Source organism: Paenibacillus sp. J2L1-98, from assembly GCF_056269405.1.
Map to the genome: position 1 here is coordinate 32539 of NZ_JBWDNW010000029.1, position 16068 is coordinate 48606.

Sequence of the window (16068 nt, forward strand, 5' to 3'; positions counted from 1 at the left end):
AAGATTCTACCAGCGGTAGTGAGCAAACGCTTTGTTTGCTTCAGCCATCTTGTGAGTGTCTTCGCGCTTCTTAACAGATGCGCCAGTGTTGTTGGAAGCATCTGTGATTTCAGCAGCTAAACGCTCTTCCATCGTTTTCTCACCGCGGTTACGTGAGTAGTTCACGAGCCAACGGAGACCAAGTGCCGTACGGCGCTCTGGTTTAACCTCGATAGGCACTTGATAGTTTGCACCGCCGACACGGCGAGCTTTAACCTCAAGTACAGGCATAATATTTTTCAAAGCAGCTTCGAACACTTCCATCGGATCTTTACCCGTGCGTTCTTGAATCAGTTTGAAAGCATCATACAATAGCGTTTGTGCAACGCCTCTTTTACCGTCAAGCATAATACGGTTGATTAGGCGTGTTACCAGTTTGCTGTTATACAACGGATCTGGAAGCACATCGCGTTTCGTTACAGGACCTTTGCGTGGCATGAGAAAGTCCCCCTTTCTTCTAATAGTCGTTTTTTATAGCATTTCGATGACCCGTTAGGGTTATACTAATTATTTTTTAACTTTCGGACGTTTCGTACCATACTTGGAACGAGATTGGTTCCGATTGTTAACACCTGCAGTATCAAGTGCGCCGCGAACGATATGATAACGAACCCCTGGAAGGTCTTTTACCCGTCCGCCACGAATCAATACCACGCTGTGCTCTTGCAGGTTATGTCCGATACCCGGAATGTACGCTGTAACCTCTACGCGGTTAGTTAGACGCACACGCGCATACTTACGAAGCGCGGAGTTCGGTTTCTTAGGAGTCATAGTACCTACACGAGTGCACACACCGCGTTTTTGAGGAGCGCTGATGTTTGTAGCTTCACGTTTCAATGCATTGAAACCTTTTTGCAATGCCGGCGATTTCGATTTAACGACTTTCGCTTGGCGTCCTTTACGGACTAGCTGGTTAATTGTTGGCATGTTGCCACCCCCTTCCCTATATTCATGTCTTTAATATGGTAGACATTTTACCTAAAATTAAGCCCACAGATCCAGGCGGTTCATTAAAGAACAAACAAAAGTTCTCGCCAGTCAATCATCGCTAAATAATCAACTAACAAAAACGGATATTGCGTTATTCTTCTTCGGTTACGAGCGCGGCCATTGCGGCCCCGACATCGATGCCGCAGGTTTCCCCGAGGTCTTCCATCGTTTCGGTCCATTTAACCGGAACTCCCGCCCGCTCACATAGATGAACAATCTTCTCTTTCATCTGCGGATCTGCATCTCTTGCAACATAGACTTCAATGGCTCTTTGCTGCTCGAGCATCTTGGCCGTCTGCTTGGCGCCGACTTTGAATTGCATGTAAATCACCTTCAATTCTTCCATTCAGCGATCACACAATTAGGCACACTTCGATATAGTATCACCTACACTGTGCTTGTGTCAAGAAACTTTAAAGATATTCATTCGCAAACATTTCGTAAATAAAACTCATACTATAAACATGCAAAAGAGCGGTCATCCTCCGCTTCCATTGAAAGCGGAAGATGTAACGCTCTTTCGTTTATGTTAGTGTCCGGCTTATAGAAACGATGTCTGTTCCCGACGATTAGTCGACGGTAACAGCTTCCGTTTCCAGTTCACCTTCTACTGCAGTAATGGTTTCATCTTCAAGGCCAGCAAAGCGAATGTTACGGTAACGAGCCATTCCAGTACCAGCTGGAATCAACTTACCGATAATAACATTTTCCTTGAGTCCAAGCAACTGGTCAACTTTGCCTTTAATAGCCGCATCCGTCAATACGCGAGTTGTTTCTTGGAAGGAAGCTGCTGACAAGAACGAATCCGTCTCAAGCGATGCCTTCGTAATACCGAGCAAAACAGGTTTTGCGACAGCAGGTTCAAGGTCTGCAAAGATCGCAGCGCGGTTTTGTGATTCATATTCATGAATGTCAACAAATGCGCCAGGAAGCAGAGTTGTACCGCCTGCGTCTACGATACGGATTTTACGGAGCATTTGCTTAATCATGACCTCAACGTGCTTGTCATTGATTTCTACCCCTTGGTTCCGGTAAACGCGCTGTACTTCTTGCAAAATGTAGTTTTGAACGCCACGAATACCTTTGATACGCAGCATATCTTTAGGGTCAATCGAACCGTCAGTCAGCTCATCGCCGGCTTCGATTTGCTGCCCTTGCGTTACGCGGATACGCGAACCATAAGTAACGGCATACACTTTGGATTCCGCTTCACCTTGAACCTCAATTTCACGACGGTCCTTAGCTTCGCGGATTTCTTTGATTACACCGTCAAGCTCGGAGATAATCGCTTGACCTTTCGGATTACGCGCCTCAAACAACTCTTGAATACGCGGCAAACCTTGTGTGATATCATCGCCGGCTACGCCGCCCGTATGGAACGTACGCATTGTCAGCTGTGTTCCTGGCTCCCCGATCGATTGAGCTGCGATAATACCTACCGCTTCCCCAATCTCAACGTGCTTACCAGTTGCCAGGTTGCGTCCGTAACAGATCTTACATACGCCATGACGCGCACGGCAGCTCAGTACGGAACGGATTTGCAGCTTTTCAACGCCAGCATCGATAATCGCATCCGCTTTGTTCGAGTCGATTAACTCGCTGCGGTTGACGATAATTTCGCCTGTTTTTGGATTACGAACCGTTTCGAACGCATAGCGGCCTTCAATACGGTCATAGAGATCTTCGATAACCTCTTTACCGTCTTGAATTTTGCTAACGGAGAAGCCTTTATCCGTACCGCAATCCTCTTCACGCACGATTACGTCTTGCGCAACATCGACAAGTCGACGAGTCAAGTAACCGGAATCGGCTGTACGAAGCGCTGTATCGGCCAAACCTTTCCGCGCTCCGTGAGTCGAGATAAAGTACTCGAGGACGGTAAGACCTTCGCGGAAGTTCGATTTAATTGGCAACTCGATAATACGACCCGATGGATTCGCCATCAGACCACGCATACCGCCGAGCTGCGTAATTTGCGATTTGTTACCCCGTGCTTTGGAGTCCACCATAAGCATGATGTTGTTGTAACGATCCATTGACCTCATAAGAACATCAGTGATCTCGTCTTTACATTTACTCCAAATGCTGATGATCCGGTCATAACGCTCTTCGTTTGTAATCAAACCACGACGGTATTGAGTCATAACGGTAGAGACCTTCTCATCGGACAGCTTCATGATTTCGTCTTTCTCTTTCGGAATGATAACGTCAGCTACGCCGATCGTAATACCAGCCTTAGTCGAGTAAGTGAAGCCAAGCTGCTTAATGCGGTCCAGAAGCATCGCAGTAAGCGTTGTGTGGTATTGACGGAAGCATTCCGCAATGACTAATGCGAGATAGTCTTTACCTACCGCACCCGGCGTACTGATCGCGTCCATAAATTTATGGAGATCGGCGCCTTTTTCGTAAACAAAATATTTATCAGGTGTACCGTGCAACAGATTCGTTTTCGTTGCTTCGTTGATATAAGGGAAATCCTCAGGGAAAATTTCGTTGAAGATTACTTTACCAACAGTCGTAACGAGCAACGAGTTTTGCTGCTGCTCCGTGAAATTAACTTTCTTAAGAACGCGCACCGGAATGAAAATTCTGGCATGCAAGGAAACTATACCACGCTGATAAGCAGAGATGGCTTCGTTAATGGTTCCGAATACGGAACCGCTGCCTTTAGCCTCTTTGTTATCCATCGTTAAGTAGAAGCTTCCCAGAACCATATCCTGAGACGGAGTAACGACCGGCTTGCCGTCTTTCGGGTTAAGGATGTTGCCTGATGCAAGCATGAGCAAACGGGCTTCTGCTTGTGCTTCAGCAGACAACGGAACGTGAACGGCCATTTGGTCACCGTCGAAGTCAGCGTTATATGCTGTACATACGAGCGGGTGCAGCTTAATAGCGCGGCCTTCAACCAAGATAGGTTCAAATGCTTGAATACCTAGTCTGTGAAGCGTCGGGGCACGGTTAAGCAATACCGGGTGTTCCTTGATAACTTCCTCAAGTACGTCCCATACCTCAGGGCTTACGCGTTCAACCTTGCGCTTCGCACTCTTAATGTTATGTGCCAAGCCTTTATTAACAAGCTCTTTCATAACGAAAGGCTTGAACAATTCAAGTGCCATTTCCTTTGGAAGACCGCACTGGAACATTTTTAAGTTTGGACCTACGACGATAACCGAACGGCCTGAGTAGTCAACCCGTTTACCGAGCAAGTTTTGACGGAAACGTCCTTGCTTACCTTTCAGCATGTGGCTGAGAGATTTCAGAGGGCGGTTACCTGGACCTGTTACAGGGCGACCGCGACGACCGTTATCGATCAGTGCGTCAACCGCTTCCTGCAGCATCCGTTTTTCATTTTGCACGATAATATCAGGCGCGCCAAGATCAAGCAGACGCTTCAGACGGTTGTTACGGTTAATAACTCGACGATACAAATCGTTAAGGTCAGATGTTGCAAAGCGTCCGCCGTCGAGCTGTACCATTGGACGAAGCTCAGGAGGTATTACCGGAAGCACATCAAGAATCATCCATTCCGGCTCGTTACCGGAATTACGGAATGCTTCGACTACTTCTAGGCGCTTGATGGCACGGTTGCGTCGTTGCCCTTGAGCAGTACGCAGTTCTTCCTTCAATTGCTCCAGCTCTTTGTCAACGTCGATGTCCTGCAAAAGCTTTTTAACAGCTTCAGCGCCCATACCGGCATGGAATCCATAGCCGTATTTCTCGCGGTAGCTGCGGTATTCCTTCTCCGAAAGGAGTTGTTTTTTCTCAAGCGGCGTATCGCCTGGATCCGTCACAACATAGGATGCAAAATAAATGATCTCCTCAAGCGAACGAGGCGACATATCAAGTGCAAGACCCATGCGGCTTGGAATCCCTTTGAAGTACCAAATATGAGAAACTGGGGCAGCTAGTTCGATATGGCCCATACGTTCACGGCGAACTTTAGCGCGTGTTACTTCAACGCCGCAGCGATCGCATACAACGCCTTTGTAGCGAACGCGTTTGTATTTACCGCAATGACATTCCCAGTCTTTCGTAGGTCCAAAAATTTTCTCGCAGAAGAGACCTTCCTTCTCCGGTTTTAAGGTCCTATAGTTGATCGTCTCCGGTTTCTTTACTTCTCCGCGGGACCACGAGCGAATTTTATCCGGCGAAGCCAGACCGATTTTCATATACTCGAAGTTGTTCACGTCCAACAAGGAGCAACCCTCCTCCGTCATGTATGACAATGTCTATCTAATCAGCTAGATTCCGTCATAGGCGCGTGACCATGTGACGGAATCCAGCAACTAGTTTATTCAGCAGCGCCTATTTCGGCACCTTCAATATTGAGGTTGAGCTTATCACCCGTTGCCTCGTCATCATCGTCCATTTCTTTCATTTCGATCTCTTCTTCGTTCTCAGACAGGATTTTAACGTCCATACCTAAGCTTTGAAGCTCTTTGATCAAAACTTTAAACGATTCCGGAACACCAGGTTCTGGTACGTTTTCGCCTTTGACGATCGATTCGTACGTTTTCACGCGACCAACCACGTCATCGGATTTAACCGTCAAAATTTCTTGAAGCGTATAAGCGGCGCCGTATGCCTCAAGCGCCCATACTTCCATCTCCCCGAAACGTTGACCGCCGAACTGCGCTTTACCGCCGAGCGGCTGTTGTGTAACAAGTGAGTAAGGACCAGTGGAACGGGCATGGATTTTATCATCGACCATGTGCGCCAGCTTGATCATGTACATGACCCCAACCGTAACTTCACGTTCGAAATTTTCACCTGTCCGTCCGTCATACAGAACGGTTTTACCATTACGCTGCATGCCGGCCTCTTCCATCGTATCGAAAACGTCATTCTCGCGCGCGCCGTCAAATACCGGCGTAGCAGCGTGAATGCCGAGATGCTTACAAGCCATACCTAAGTGAACCTCAAGCGCTTGACCGATGTTCATCCGTGACGGTACGCCGAGCGGATTAAGAACAACCTCAACAGGTGTGCCATCCGGCAAGAACGGCATATCTTCTTCAGGCATGATACGGGCGATAACCCCTTTGTTACCATGACGTCCGGCCATTTTGTCGCCTTCGGAAATTTTCCGTTTTTGAGCAATATAGGCACGTACCAACTGGTTAACGCCAGGCGGCAATTCGTCGCCGTTCTCACGCGTGAATACTTTCACGTCTACAACGATACCATCTGTACCATGCGGTACGCGTAGCGAAGTATCACGAACTTCACGAGCCTTCTCGCCGAAGATAGCGTGCAGCAATCTTTCCTCCGCCGTCAGTTCCGTTACGCCCTTCGGCGTTACTTTACCAACGAGAATGTCGCCAGCGCCAATTTCCGCACCGACACGGATGATACCGCGCTCATCCAGGTTACGAAGAGCTTCTTCTCCGACATTCGGGATGTCGCGCGTAATTTCTTCCGGTCCAAGCTTCGTATCACGAGCCTCAGACTCGTATTCCTCAATGTGAATGGATGTGTAAACATCCTCTTTCACAAGCTTCTCGCTAAGCAGGATCGCATCCTCATAGTTGTAGCCTTCCCACGTCATGAATGCAACGACAACGTTGCGTCCAAGAGCCAATTCGCCCATTTCAGTGGAAGGACCATCTGCAAGAATATCGCCCTTCTTAATCACGTCGCCTTTACGCACAAGCGGACGCTGATTGATGCACGTTCCTTGGTTGGAACGCATAAACTTGTGTAACTTATGTTTTACGAGGTCGCCGGTAACCGGCTTGCCGTCGATTTGCTCGACGCGGCGAAGCCAAATTTCGTTAGCGGAAGAACGTTCGATTATACCGTCATGCTTAGCAACGATACAAACGCCGGAGTCTTTCGCTGCCTTATGCTCCATACCTGTACCAACAAGTGGCGATCTAGGAATGAGAAGCGGAACCGCTTGACGTTGCATGTTCGATCCCATGAGGGCACGGTTGGAGTCATCGTTTTCCAAGAATGGAATTAACGCTGTCGCAACGGATACAACCTGCTTAGGTGATACGTCCATGTAATCAACGCGATCGCTTGGCATCGTCAAAATGTTATCGGCTTGCTTATTGTAACGAACAATCGTATTTTCTTCTGCAAACTTATCTTCTGCAGTCAACTTCGCATTCGCTTGCGCGATAACGTAGTTATCTTCCTCATCTGCAGTCAAATATGCGATTTGCTCAGTAACGATTCCCGTCTTCGGATCCACCCAACGATAAGGCGCTTCAATGAAGCCATATTCGTTAATGCGGGCAAAGGATGACAAGGAGTTGATCAAACCGATATTCGGTCCCTCTGGCGTCTCAATCGGACACATCCGCCCATAGTGGGAGTGATGGACGTCACGAACTTCGAAGCCCGCGCGTTCCCGAGTCAAACCGCCGGGTCCGAGTGCAGATAAACGACGCTTATGCGTCAATTCAGCAAGCGGATTCGTTTGGTCCATAAACTGGGACAGCTGCGAGGAGCCGAAAAATTCTTTAATTGATGCAATAACCGGACGAATGTTAATTAACGCTTGAGGCGTAATTGCATTCGCATCTTGAATGGACATTCTCTCGCGCACAACGCGCTCCATACGAGACAAACCGATACGGAATTGATTTTGAAGAAGCTCGCCTACGGAACGCAGACGACGGTTGCCCAGATGATCGATATCATCCGTGCTGCCTACACCATGAAGCAAATTAATAAAGTAGTTAATGGAAGAAATGATATCCGCTGGCGTAATATGCTTCACGGATTTATCAATAATGCCATTGGCAATTACCTTAATAACCTTGCTCTCGTCATATGGCGAGAATACGCTAATTGTTTGCAGTGGAATACTATCCGCATCCAATACACCATTAGCTACGTGATACGTTTTGAAGCCAACATCCTTCTCGAGATTTTCGAGAATTTCATCAAGCAAACGACGGTCAATCATTTGTCCCGATTCAGCGATAATTTCGCCGGTCGTAGGATCAACTAGATTTTCCGCGAGCCGCTGGTTAAACAAACGGTTCTTGATGTGGAGCTTTTTGTTTATTTTGTAACGGCCTACATTGGCCAAGTCATAACGTTTTGGATCAAAGAAACGAGCTACCAGCAAGCTCTTCGCATTATCCAATGTCGGAGGCTCACCCGGACGAAGACGCTCATAAATTTCGATCAGCGCTTTCTCGGTCGAATCCGTATTGTCCTTGTCTAACGTGTTGCGAATGTACTCGTCGTGGCCAAGCAGCTCAAGAATTTCAGCATCAGTACCGAATCCTAGCGAACGCAAAAGTACCGTTACCGGTATTTTCCGGGTCCGGTCAATACGAACGTAAATAATATCTTTGGCATCTGTTTCAAGCTCCAGCCAAGCGCCACGGTTAGGAATAACCGTCGCTGTGTAATTCTTCTTCCCGTTCTTATCGACCTTCGTGCTGAAGTACACACTCGGGGATCGAACCAATTGGCTGACTATGACACGTTCGGCCCCGTTAATGATAAACGTGCCTGTCTCTGTCATAAGCGGGAAATCACCCATGAAAACTTCTTGTTCCTTTACTTCGCCGGTCTCCTTATTGAAAAGTCGTACCTTAACGCGTAAAGGAGCCGCATACGTCACGTCGCGCTCTTTTGATTCATCGACCGAATATTTCGGTTCGCCTAAGCTATAGTCGATAAACTCAAGCGATAGATTGCCCGTAAAGTCCGAAATCGGAGAAATATCTTGGAACAACTCAATCAAGTCGCTATCCAAAAACTTCTCATACGATTTTTGTTGGATTTCAATCAGGTTCGGGACTTCCAGCACCTCGTTGATCCTGGCGTAGCTTCTGCGCGCGCGCCGACCATACTGAACAAGTTGTCCTGCCAACTTAACCTCACCCCTCATGTCTGTATCACAGCATCGATACTTACTGCGTCACCATAGTCGGACCAGCCGCCTATATTGTCAAATAAAGAAAAGCCCTTATCGAATAGTTCGAAAAAAGAGCATGTTCCGGCAGTTAACCAATCACAGCTAAGCTGCGATAGTCTCATATCAAATAATTTTGCCCAAAACGTAAACATTATACGTCAAATGTGTAAAACTTATGCATTCCGCACGAAAAATTCACACTTGACATTTTAGTTAACTAAAGAGATAGAGCCCAATTTAATGCTGACATTTTATAATTTTACCATATCCAAAAAGTCAAGTCAATAAATTTCGTTCTATTTTCAAACTTATTTTTTCAAAAAAGCCTTGCGTTTTTTAACTAGCCTTTTACAGCCCGGAAAATACGATAGCCCTTATCCTTCGTCACTTCTTCTACATCGGCGAACAATGATTCCAGCTTCGCTTTCGCAGATGGCGCCCCTTGCTTCTTCTGAATGACTACCCACATGCTGCCGCCTTGTTCGAGCAATTCATAGCCTTCTTCAAATATACGATGCACGACCGCTTTACCTGCACGTATAGGCGGATTCGTTACGATCGTATCGAACATCAAATGCTTAACGGCTTCATATAAATCGCTCTGCAAAACGGTAACATTGTTGATGCCATTCAGCTTCGCATTCTCGCGCGAAAGCTCTACCGCTCTTTCATTTATATCAATCATCGTCACTTGCCCGTTCTCTGCTAGTTTTGCTGATGTCAATCCAATAGGGCCATAACCACAGCCAACATCGAGCACCTTCGCATTTGTATGAAGCTCGAGTGCATCGATCAAAACTTGACTCCCATAATCGACACCCGATTTCGAGAACACTCCTGCATCCGTCATAAATCGGAAAGAAAAGCCCCGAAGTGACGCTTCATGGACTTGACGATTATGCTTTACCTCTGGGCTCTGTGAGTAATAGTGATTCGACATGATTCATCACTCCCCGTATTCCACCTGCGCTTTCGCACAACCGGTTGTCCTTCTCGCGTTGAAAGATAAGAATGTATAAGTTATTTGCTTATACATTCTTATCTTTTAACATAGAACGAACCCCTTGAAACCTGATGGATTCAAGGGGCTCGCCAGCCGATTCATCGTTCTTTCGACCGCATGATCAGCTTATTTTGTTGAAGCAATATTACTTAACTTCTACGGAAGCGCCAGCTTCAGTAAGCTTAGCTGCAACAGCTTCTGCTTCTTCTTTAGCAACTTTTTCTTTAACAGCTTTAGGAGCGCTGTCAACCAAGTCTTTCGCTTCTTTCAGGCCAAGACCTGTGATTTCGCGAACTACTTTGATTACGTTGATTTTCGAAGCGCCAGCGCCGTTAAGGATAACGTCGAATTCAGTTTGCTCAGCTTCTACAGCTGCGCCAGCGCCTGCTGCTGCTACTGGAGCTGCTGCAGTTACGCCGAATTCTTCTTCAATTGCTTTTACTAGCTCGTTCAGTTCAAGAACGTTCATAACTTTAATCGCTTCTAAGATTTGTTCTTTAGACATGGTTATACCTCCGGGAATATGGTTTTTTTTGGTTTATCATGCAGCCGACCTGCGTCGGTTCAATGCTGTAAGGATTTGTAGATTAAGCTTGAGCTTCTTGCTTCTCGCCGACTGCTTTAACCGCAAGCGCGAAGTTGCGCACTGGAGCTTGCAATACGCTGAGGAGCATAGAAAGCAAACCTTCGCGGGACGGAAGTTCCGCAAGTGCTTTGATCTCTTCTTGAGATACGACTTTACCTTCAACAACGCCGCCTTTAAGTTTCAAAGCGTCATTTTTCTTAGCAAAATCGTTCAAAATTTTAGCTGGAGCAACAGCGTCTTCTTTACCGAATGCAATTGCAGTAGGACCTGTAAGAATGTTGTTCAATTCTACATAATCCGTACCTTCTGTTGCGCGGCGAACGAGCGAGTTTTTAAGAACTTGGAATTCGATCCCTGCTTCACGAAGTTGTTTCCGAAGTTCAGTTACTTGCGCAACGTTCAATCCACGATAGTCAGCTACAACTGTACTGGAGCTAGCAGCAATTTTCGCCGCGATTACGGCAACTGCCTCTTGTTTCTCTTGGATGATATTTGCGTTAGCCAAACTGTACACCTCCCGTAATAGTATACATTCCGTTAATTACGACGGGCTTTCCACGCCTCGATGCATGAGAAAGGCCTTCGCAGACACTGCGAAGGCCATGATGTCGTTATCGCGCATCAACCCATAAGGATCGAATGTTGCTTACAAACGTTTTATCATAACACCTCGGTAGGAAATTAAGCCTTAAGGCACCTACTGTCTACGGTATGCGTATTCGAATTTAGTTCCGTTCTTCTTAGCGATATACCGCTGTGGAAACACGAGCGCCAGGGCCCATTGTCGAAGAAACGGCGATGTTTTTCAGGTAAACACCTTTTGCTGCAGCCGGTTTAGCACGGTTAAGCGCGTCGATCAAAGACTTGAGGTTCTCGTTGAGTTTCTCAGCGTCAAATGATACTTTACCGATTGGAGCATGGATTTGACCTGCTTTATCAAGACGGTATTCAATCTTACCGGCTTTAATTTCTTGTACGGCTTTAGCAACGTCAAACGTTACTGTTCCTGCTTTAGGGTTAGGCATCAAGCCTTTACCACCGAGGATCCGTCCAAGTTTACCAACCTCAGCCATCATGTCCGGCGTTGCTACGCAAACGTCGAATTCGAACCAGCCTTGTTGGATTTTGTTAATCATGTCTGCATCGCCTACAAAATCAGCACCCGCAGCTTCCGCTTCTTTCACTTTTTCGCCTTTTGCGAAAACGAGAACGCGTTTTGTTTTACCAGTACCGTGCGGCAATACAACTACGCCACGAACGGCTTGGTCTTGTTTACGAGGGTCTACACCCAAACGAACTGCTACTTCAACGGACTCGTCGAATTTAGCTGTTGCAGCCTTTTTTACAAGCTCGATCGCTTCCAAAGGCTCGTAAGTTGCTTCGCTATCGATAAGCTTAGCAGCTTCTACATATTTTTTACCGTGTTTAGCCATTGTAATTTCCTCCTTATGTGGTTGTAGCGGAAAATCCTCCTGAGGATGATCCTCCCACCCGCGAAAGCCGAAGCTTCGCAAAGCAAGCTACCTTGCGGTATTAGTCAACAATAGTTACGCCCATGCTGCGAGCAGTACCTTCAACCATACGCATTGCTGCTTCAACAGAAGCTGCGTTAAGATCCGGCATTTTTTGCTCAGCGATTTCGCGAACTTTGTCACGTTTCACAGTAGCGACCTTCTTCTTGTTCGGTTCGCCTGAACCTTTTTCGATACCAGCTGCGACGCGAAGCAATACTGCTGCCGGCGGCGTTTTTGTTTCGAAAGTAAAGGAACGGTCTTCGAATACTGTAATAACGACTGGAATAATCAAGCCTGCTTGATCTGCTGTACGAGCATTAAACTCTTTGCAAAACGCCATGATGTTAACGCCTGCTTGACCAAGTGCTGGACCGATCGGCGGCGCTGGGTTTGCTTTACCTGCAGGAACTTGCAGTTTGACCATCTTGATGACCTTTTTTGCCATGCCTGACACCTCCTAACCCTTTATTCCATGCGTAAATAGCATTTGCCGCCAAAAGGGGCATCGCTACTTCGCATCCAAATTCCATCGGAATATTCCGATGGGTTCGGAAACCAGATATTATATCTTCTCCACTTGAGTGTAATCCAGCTCTAGTGGGGTCTCCCTGCCAAACATGTTCACATGAACCTTCAACTTCGCTTTGTCCAGCAAAATTTCTTCTACTGTACCGACAAAATCTGCGAAAGGACCCACTTTGACGCGAACCGCTTCTTTCAGATCGAACTCGATTTTCGGTTTTGGCTCTTCCATGCCCATGTGCTTGAGTATTTGCTCAACCTCATCAGGCAATAGAGGAATCGGTTTTGAACCGGAACCTGTTGATCCTACAAATCCAGTTACGCCAGGCGTATTTCGAACAACGTACCAAGAATCGTCGGTTTGAACCATTTCCACAAGAACATAGCCGGGATAGACTTTACGTTGGACAGTCTTCTTCTTACCGTCCTTCTCTACCACTTCATCTTCCATAGGAACAAGCACACGGAAAATCTTGTCTTCCATGCCCATTGATTCAACACGGCGCTCCAAATTGGCTTTCACCTTGTTCTCATAGCCGGAGTAGGTATGCACGACGTACCATCTTTTTTCCATCACAAATCCACCTTTGGACCCTTCTTAAACAATGAGTTCAACCAGAGACGAGATCCCGATGTCAAGAAGCCAGAAGTAAATCGTAACAAACGTGATCGTGAGCAAAACTACGATCGAGTAGCTTGTCAACTCTTTACGGCTTGGCCAGCGAACCTTCTTAAGTTCCGCCCAGCTGTCGGCAAAAAAACTAAACGTTGTACCAAAGCCCTGCTTTAGTTTAGCCAAAAATGCCACGGTCACACCTCCAATTGACTATCTCGTCTCGCGATGAGGAGTCTGCTCGTTACAGAACTTGCAAAACTTCTTCAACTCGATGCGGTCGGGGTGATTGCGTTTGTTCTTGCTGCTCGCATAGTTTCTCTGTTTGCAGTTTGTGCATGCCAACGTGATAATTACCCGCATTGAATTACACCTCCCGAACTGCTACAAAATACGAATCATGAAGCTCTATATGAAAGTTCATTGATTCCAACGCCAAAACGAAAAAAAACCTCGAATTTAGGCCTACCTAAACACTTTATCATACAGTAATTTTGATGTCAATGTAAAAGATACGTGTTTGGCCTACGAATATTTGGCAGCAACAGTAACATCGGGCTCGTTTCTATCAGTATAGTCTACTTGAGCCCTTTTAAAACAAAAAGGACCTTATATTCCATCTGAACACCGCCAGATGGAAGACAGCCCTCGTTAAAAAACGATTTACGGATGAATGCGGTTAACCGCTAATGTCTCTTACTTCCAAGTAACGTTCAAGCTTACGTTTCACACGCTGAAGGGCATTGTCAATGGATTTCACATGCCTATCCAAGTCGACAGCAATTTCCTGATAAGATCTTCCATCCAAATAAAGCATCAGCACCTTACGCTCAAGATCGCTTAATATTTCGGACATTTTGTCTTCCAGGCCAATGAATTCTTCTTGGTTAATAATTAATTCTTCAGGGTCAGAAACTCGCGTGCCACAAATGACATCCAGCAGCGTGCGGTCCGAATCTTCGTCATAAATGGGCTTATCGAGCGATACGTAGGAATTAAGCGGGATGTGCTTCTGACGCGTGGCTGTTTTGATGGCGGTAATAATTTGCCTAGTTATGCACAATTCTGCAAAGGCTTTGAAGCTCGCAAGCTTGTCTCCTTTGAAATCGCGAATTGCTTTATATAGGCCAATCATACCCTCCTGCACGATATCTTCACGATCCGCGCCAATAAGAAAGTAGGAGCGCGCTTTGGCTCTCACAAAATTCTTATATTTGTTAATCAAATATTCCAACGCTATGCTATCGCCATTGCGGACCGCTTCGACGATGTCCTCGTCCGTACTGCTGTCATACTCGAGCGTACTCCATTCTTTGAGGTCGATACTCACGAACTATCCCTCCGGCCTGCAAGGCGTACACCGCTAGATTCATATTCACGTTAACCTATCTAACCGTTCCCATCGGAGTGGGTTCAGCAATGTTTCACGTCGAGAGATAAGAATATATATCCTTATAATTCCACACGTTCTTATTGCTAATATTAGAGTCAGTATACATTATGTCACCTTCCACCGTCAACCAATCGGGGACCCGAAAACTATCAATTTACTAGCATTTTTGTAACTTTGTGGAATGAGGGTGGCAATCTTTCCCGCTTCTAAGGCTCCGATCAATATGAGATGCCCTTTTATTTTTCTCCGCGGCGAAGCTTTTCAAGCTGACTGCGAACTTCAAGGCTGACGATGCCGTCTACCGAGTTACGCGTTCCCGGTTTATCTTCTCGCAGCGACTTCTCGATATTTTTACGATTTTGGCCGATATCGATCAGCAGCTCCCGTGCGGATACGCGAAGCGCTCCTTTGCCGAAAGCCACATGCTGCTCCACCAGATCAGACGTCGCTACATAAATGTTTCTGCGCCTGACAAACAGTTCAGAGCAGAGACGCTCAATGCATTCATCGGCCGTTTCCTTTTCTTTCGTATACACAATTGTCAGCTTATGATGTCGATAAGTGGCTCCAAGTCCAGGCACCTGATGTGCATCAAATACCACGTATACTTGCATGCCCGTGAAGCCCTGATAGTCCGCTAACAAATCTAAGAGCTTGTCCCGGGCTTCCTCCAGATCATATTCCTTCAGCTTCTCAAGCACCGGCCAAGCACCAATCATGTTATAGCCGTCGACTAATAAAATATCGTCACGCCGGTTCATGATCTAAATGCTCCGGCGCTGCCGAACAACCTCATACATAAGCACGCCGGCCGCAACAGAAGCATTCAGTGAATTCAATTGACCGAGCATAGGCAGTTTAACGAGAAAATCGCATTTTTCCTTAATGAGTCTGCCCATTCCTTTACTTTCATTGCCGATTACGACAACTAGCGGCATGTCAAATTTCATCTTATACACATCTTGCGATGCGCTGACATCAGTACCCGCTACCCATACGCCCGCTTCCTTCAGCTTATCGATCGTTTGTGCCAAGTTTGTGACGCGGGCAACAGGCACATGCTCGGCTGCGCCAGCGGACGTTTTCAGTACTGTAGCCGTCAATCCCGCAGAGCGCCGCTTCGGAATGATAACGCCATGTACTCCCGTGCATTCAGCCGTCCGCAAAATCGAACCCAGATTATGCGGATCCTCGATTTCATCAAGAAGCAATATAAACGGGATCTCATCACGCTGCTTCGCCCGTTCAAGAATCTCTTCTACTTCCACATAAGCGAAAGCGGCCGCCTGAGCGACAACCCCCTGATGTGTAACTCCCGGGGTTAAACTGTCCAGCTTCCTCTTATCGACAAACTGCACGACAATTCCAAACTTCTTCGCTTCTGCGACTATGGGCTGCGTTAGAGTCTTTTGCGCTCCGTCAGCAATCCATATTTTGTTAATTTCACGGCCGGAACGCAAAGCCTCAAGCACAGGATGCTTGCCGGCAATCATTTCGTCCTGAATGGTTTCTTCAGTCATCGG

Annotated in this window: 16 protein-coding genes and 1 other annotated feature; all 16 genes read right to left on the reverse strand. The window is 46.8% G+C overall.

The features are described from left to right. Positions 1–6 precede the first annotated feature (6 nt). Complete coding sequence (gene rpsG, locus AC0YNZ_RS28405; protein WP_475829779.1) at positions 7–477, reverse strand: 30S ribosomal protein S7; 471 nt, start codon at positions 475–477, stop codon at positions 7–9. 69 nt (positions 478–546) lie between these two features. Then, positions 547–966, reverse strand: coding sequence for a 30S ribosomal protein S12 (rpsL, locus tag AC0YNZ_RS28410; RefSeq protein WP_114383955.1), 420 nt, complete (start codon positions 964–966; stop codon positions 547–549). 154 nt (positions 967–1120) lie between these two features. After that, positions 1121–1351 carry a ribosomal L7Ae/L30e/S12e/Gadd45 family protein gene (locus AC0YNZ_RS28415; protein WP_475829780.1) on the reverse strand — a complete coding sequence of 77 codons (231 nt, stop codon included), beginning with the start codon at positions 1349–1351 and terminating at the stop codon, positions 1121–1123. A gap of 247 nt (positions 1352–1598) precedes the next feature. Next, positions 1599–5225 carry a DNA-directed RNA polymerase subunit beta' gene (gene rpoC, locus AC0YNZ_RS28420; RefSeq protein WP_475829781.1) on the reverse strand — a complete coding sequence of 1209 codons (3627 nt, stop codon included), beginning with the start codon at positions 5223–5225 and terminating at the stop codon, positions 1599–1601. Between the two features lie 95 nt (positions 5226–5320). Next, the gene (rpoB, locus tag AC0YNZ_RS28425) at positions 5321–8869 is read right to left on the reverse strand and encodes a DNA-directed RNA polymerase subunit beta (RefSeq protein WP_110773979.1); all 3549 of its coding nucleotides are present in this window, start codon (positions 8867–8869) and stop codon (positions 5321–5323) included. Positions 8870–9254: 385 nt separating this feature from the next. Continuing rightward, the gene (locus tag AC0YNZ_RS28430) at positions 9255–9854 is read right to left on the reverse strand and encodes a class I SAM-dependent methyltransferase (RefSeq protein WP_475829782.1); all 600 of its coding nucleotides are present in this window, start codon (positions 9852–9854) and stop codon (positions 9255–9257) included. 208 nt (positions 9855–10062) lie between these two features. After that, positions 10063–10422, reverse strand: a complete 360-nt coding sequence (gene rplL, locus AC0YNZ_RS28435; RefSeq protein WP_110773977.1) for a 50S ribosomal protein L7/L12 — start codon at positions 10420–10422, stop codon at positions 10063–10065. Positions 10423–10504: 82 nt separating this feature from the next. Then, the gene (gene rplJ, locus AC0YNZ_RS28440) at positions 10505–11008 is read right to left on the reverse strand and encodes a 50S ribosomal protein L10 (RefSeq protein ID WP_110773976.1); all 504 of its coding nucleotides are present in this window, start codon (positions 11006–11008) and stop codon (positions 10505–10507) included. Between the two features lie 57 nt (positions 11009–11065). Then, positions 11066–11231 (reverse strand) — a sequence feature (ribosomal protein L10 leader region). A gap of 12 nt (positions 11232–11243) precedes the next feature. Then, positions 11244–11936, reverse strand: a complete 693-nt coding sequence (gene rplA / locus AC0YNZ_RS28445; protein WP_110773975.1) for a 50S ribosomal protein L1 — start codon at positions 11934–11936, stop codon at positions 11244–11246. Between the two features lie 100 nt (positions 11937–12036). Then, the gene (gene rplK, locus AC0YNZ_RS28450; protein WP_028609671.1) at positions 12037–12462 is read right to left on the reverse strand and encodes a 50S ribosomal protein L11; all 426 of its coding nucleotides are present in this window, start codon (positions 12460–12462) and stop codon (positions 12037–12039) included. A 117-nt stretch (positions 12463–12579) separates the two neighbouring features. Further along, positions 12580–13113, reverse strand: a complete 534-nt coding sequence (nusG, locus tag AC0YNZ_RS28455; RefSeq protein ID WP_110773974.1) for a transcription termination/antitermination protein NusG — start codon at positions 13111–13113, stop codon at positions 12580–12582. Positions 13114–13137: 24 nt separating this feature from the next. After that, a complete protein-coding gene (gene secE, locus AC0YNZ_RS28460; RefSeq protein WP_056636022.1) occupies positions 13138–13347 on the reverse strand; it encodes a preprotein translocase subunit SecE in 210 nt (69 codons plus the stop codon). An 18-nt stretch (positions 13348–13365) separates the two neighbouring features. Further along, complete coding sequence (gene rpmG / locus AC0YNZ_RS28465) at positions 13366–13515, reverse strand: 50S ribosomal protein L33 (RefSeq protein WP_015847242.1); 150 nt, start codon at positions 13513–13515, stop codon at positions 13366–13368. Between the two features lie 316 nt (positions 13516–13831). Further along, positions 13832–14482 carry an RNA polymerase sporulation sigma factor SigH gene (sigH, locus tag AC0YNZ_RS28470; protein ID WP_053373882.1) on the reverse strand — a complete coding sequence of 217 codons (651 nt, stop codon included), beginning with the start codon at positions 14480–14482 and terminating at the stop codon, positions 13832–13834. Positions 14483–14781: 299 nt separating this feature from the next. Then, positions 14782–15306 carry an NYN domain-containing protein gene (locus AC0YNZ_RS28475; protein WP_110773973.1) on the reverse strand — a complete coding sequence of 175 codons (525 nt, stop codon included), beginning with the start codon at positions 15304–15306 and terminating at the stop codon, positions 14782–14784. A gap of 3 nt (positions 15307–15309) precedes the next feature. Then, a complete protein-coding gene (rlmB, locus tag AC0YNZ_RS28480; protein WP_056636026.1) occupies positions 15310–16065 on the reverse strand; it encodes a 23S rRNA (guanosine(2251)-2'-O)-methyltransferase RlmB in 756 nt (251 codons plus the stop codon). Positions 16066–16068 lie beyond the last annotated feature (3 nt).

What these genes read in the sequence shown, in the direction of transcription:
- rpsG (WP_475829779.1), bottom strand. Translation starts at nt 477, where the DNA reads ATGCCACGCAAAGGTCCTGTAACGAAACGCGATGTGCTTCCAGATCCG.
- rpsL (WP_114383955.1), bottom strand. Translation starts at nt 966, where the DNA reads ATGCCAACAATTAACCAGCTAGTCCGTAAAGGACGCCAAGCGAAAGTC.
- AC0YNZ_RS28415 (WP_475829780.1), bottom strand. Translation starts at nt 1,351, where the DNA reads ATGCAATTCAAAGTCGGCGCCAAGCAGACGGCCAAGATGCTCGAGCAG.
- AC0YNZ_RS28430 (WP_475829782.1), bottom strand. Translation starts at nt 9,854, where the DNA reads ATGTCGAATCACTATTACTCACAGAGCCCAGAGGTAAAGCATAATCGT.
- rplL (WP_110773977.1), bottom strand. Translation starts at nt 10,422, where the DNA reads ATGTCTAAAGAACAAATCTTAGAAGCGATTAAAGTTATGAACGTTCTT.
- rplA (WP_110773975.1), bottom strand. Translation starts at nt 11,936, where the DNA reads ATGGCTAAACACGGTAAAAAATATGTAGAAGCTGCTAAGCTTATCGAT.
- rplK (WP_028609671.1), bottom strand. Translation starts at nt 12,462, where the DNA reads ATGGCAAAAAAGGTCATCAAGATGGTCAAACTGCAAGTTCCTGCAGGT.
- nusG (WP_110773974.1), bottom strand. Translation starts at nt 13,113, where the DNA reads ATGGAAAAAAGATGGTACGTCGTGCATACCTACTCCGGCTATGAGAAC.
- rpmG (WP_015847242.1), bottom strand. Translation starts at nt 13,515, where the DNA reads ATGCGGGTAATTATCACGTTGGCATGCACAAACTGCAAACAGAGAAAC.
- AC0YNZ_RS28475 (WP_110773973.1), bottom strand. Translation starts at nt 15,306, where the DNA reads ATGAACCGGCGTGACGATATTTTATTAGTCGACGGCTATAACATGATT.
- rlmB (WP_056636026.1), bottom strand. Translation starts at nt 16,065, where the DNA reads ATGACTGAAGAAACCATTCAGGACGAAATGATTGCCGGCAAGCATCCT.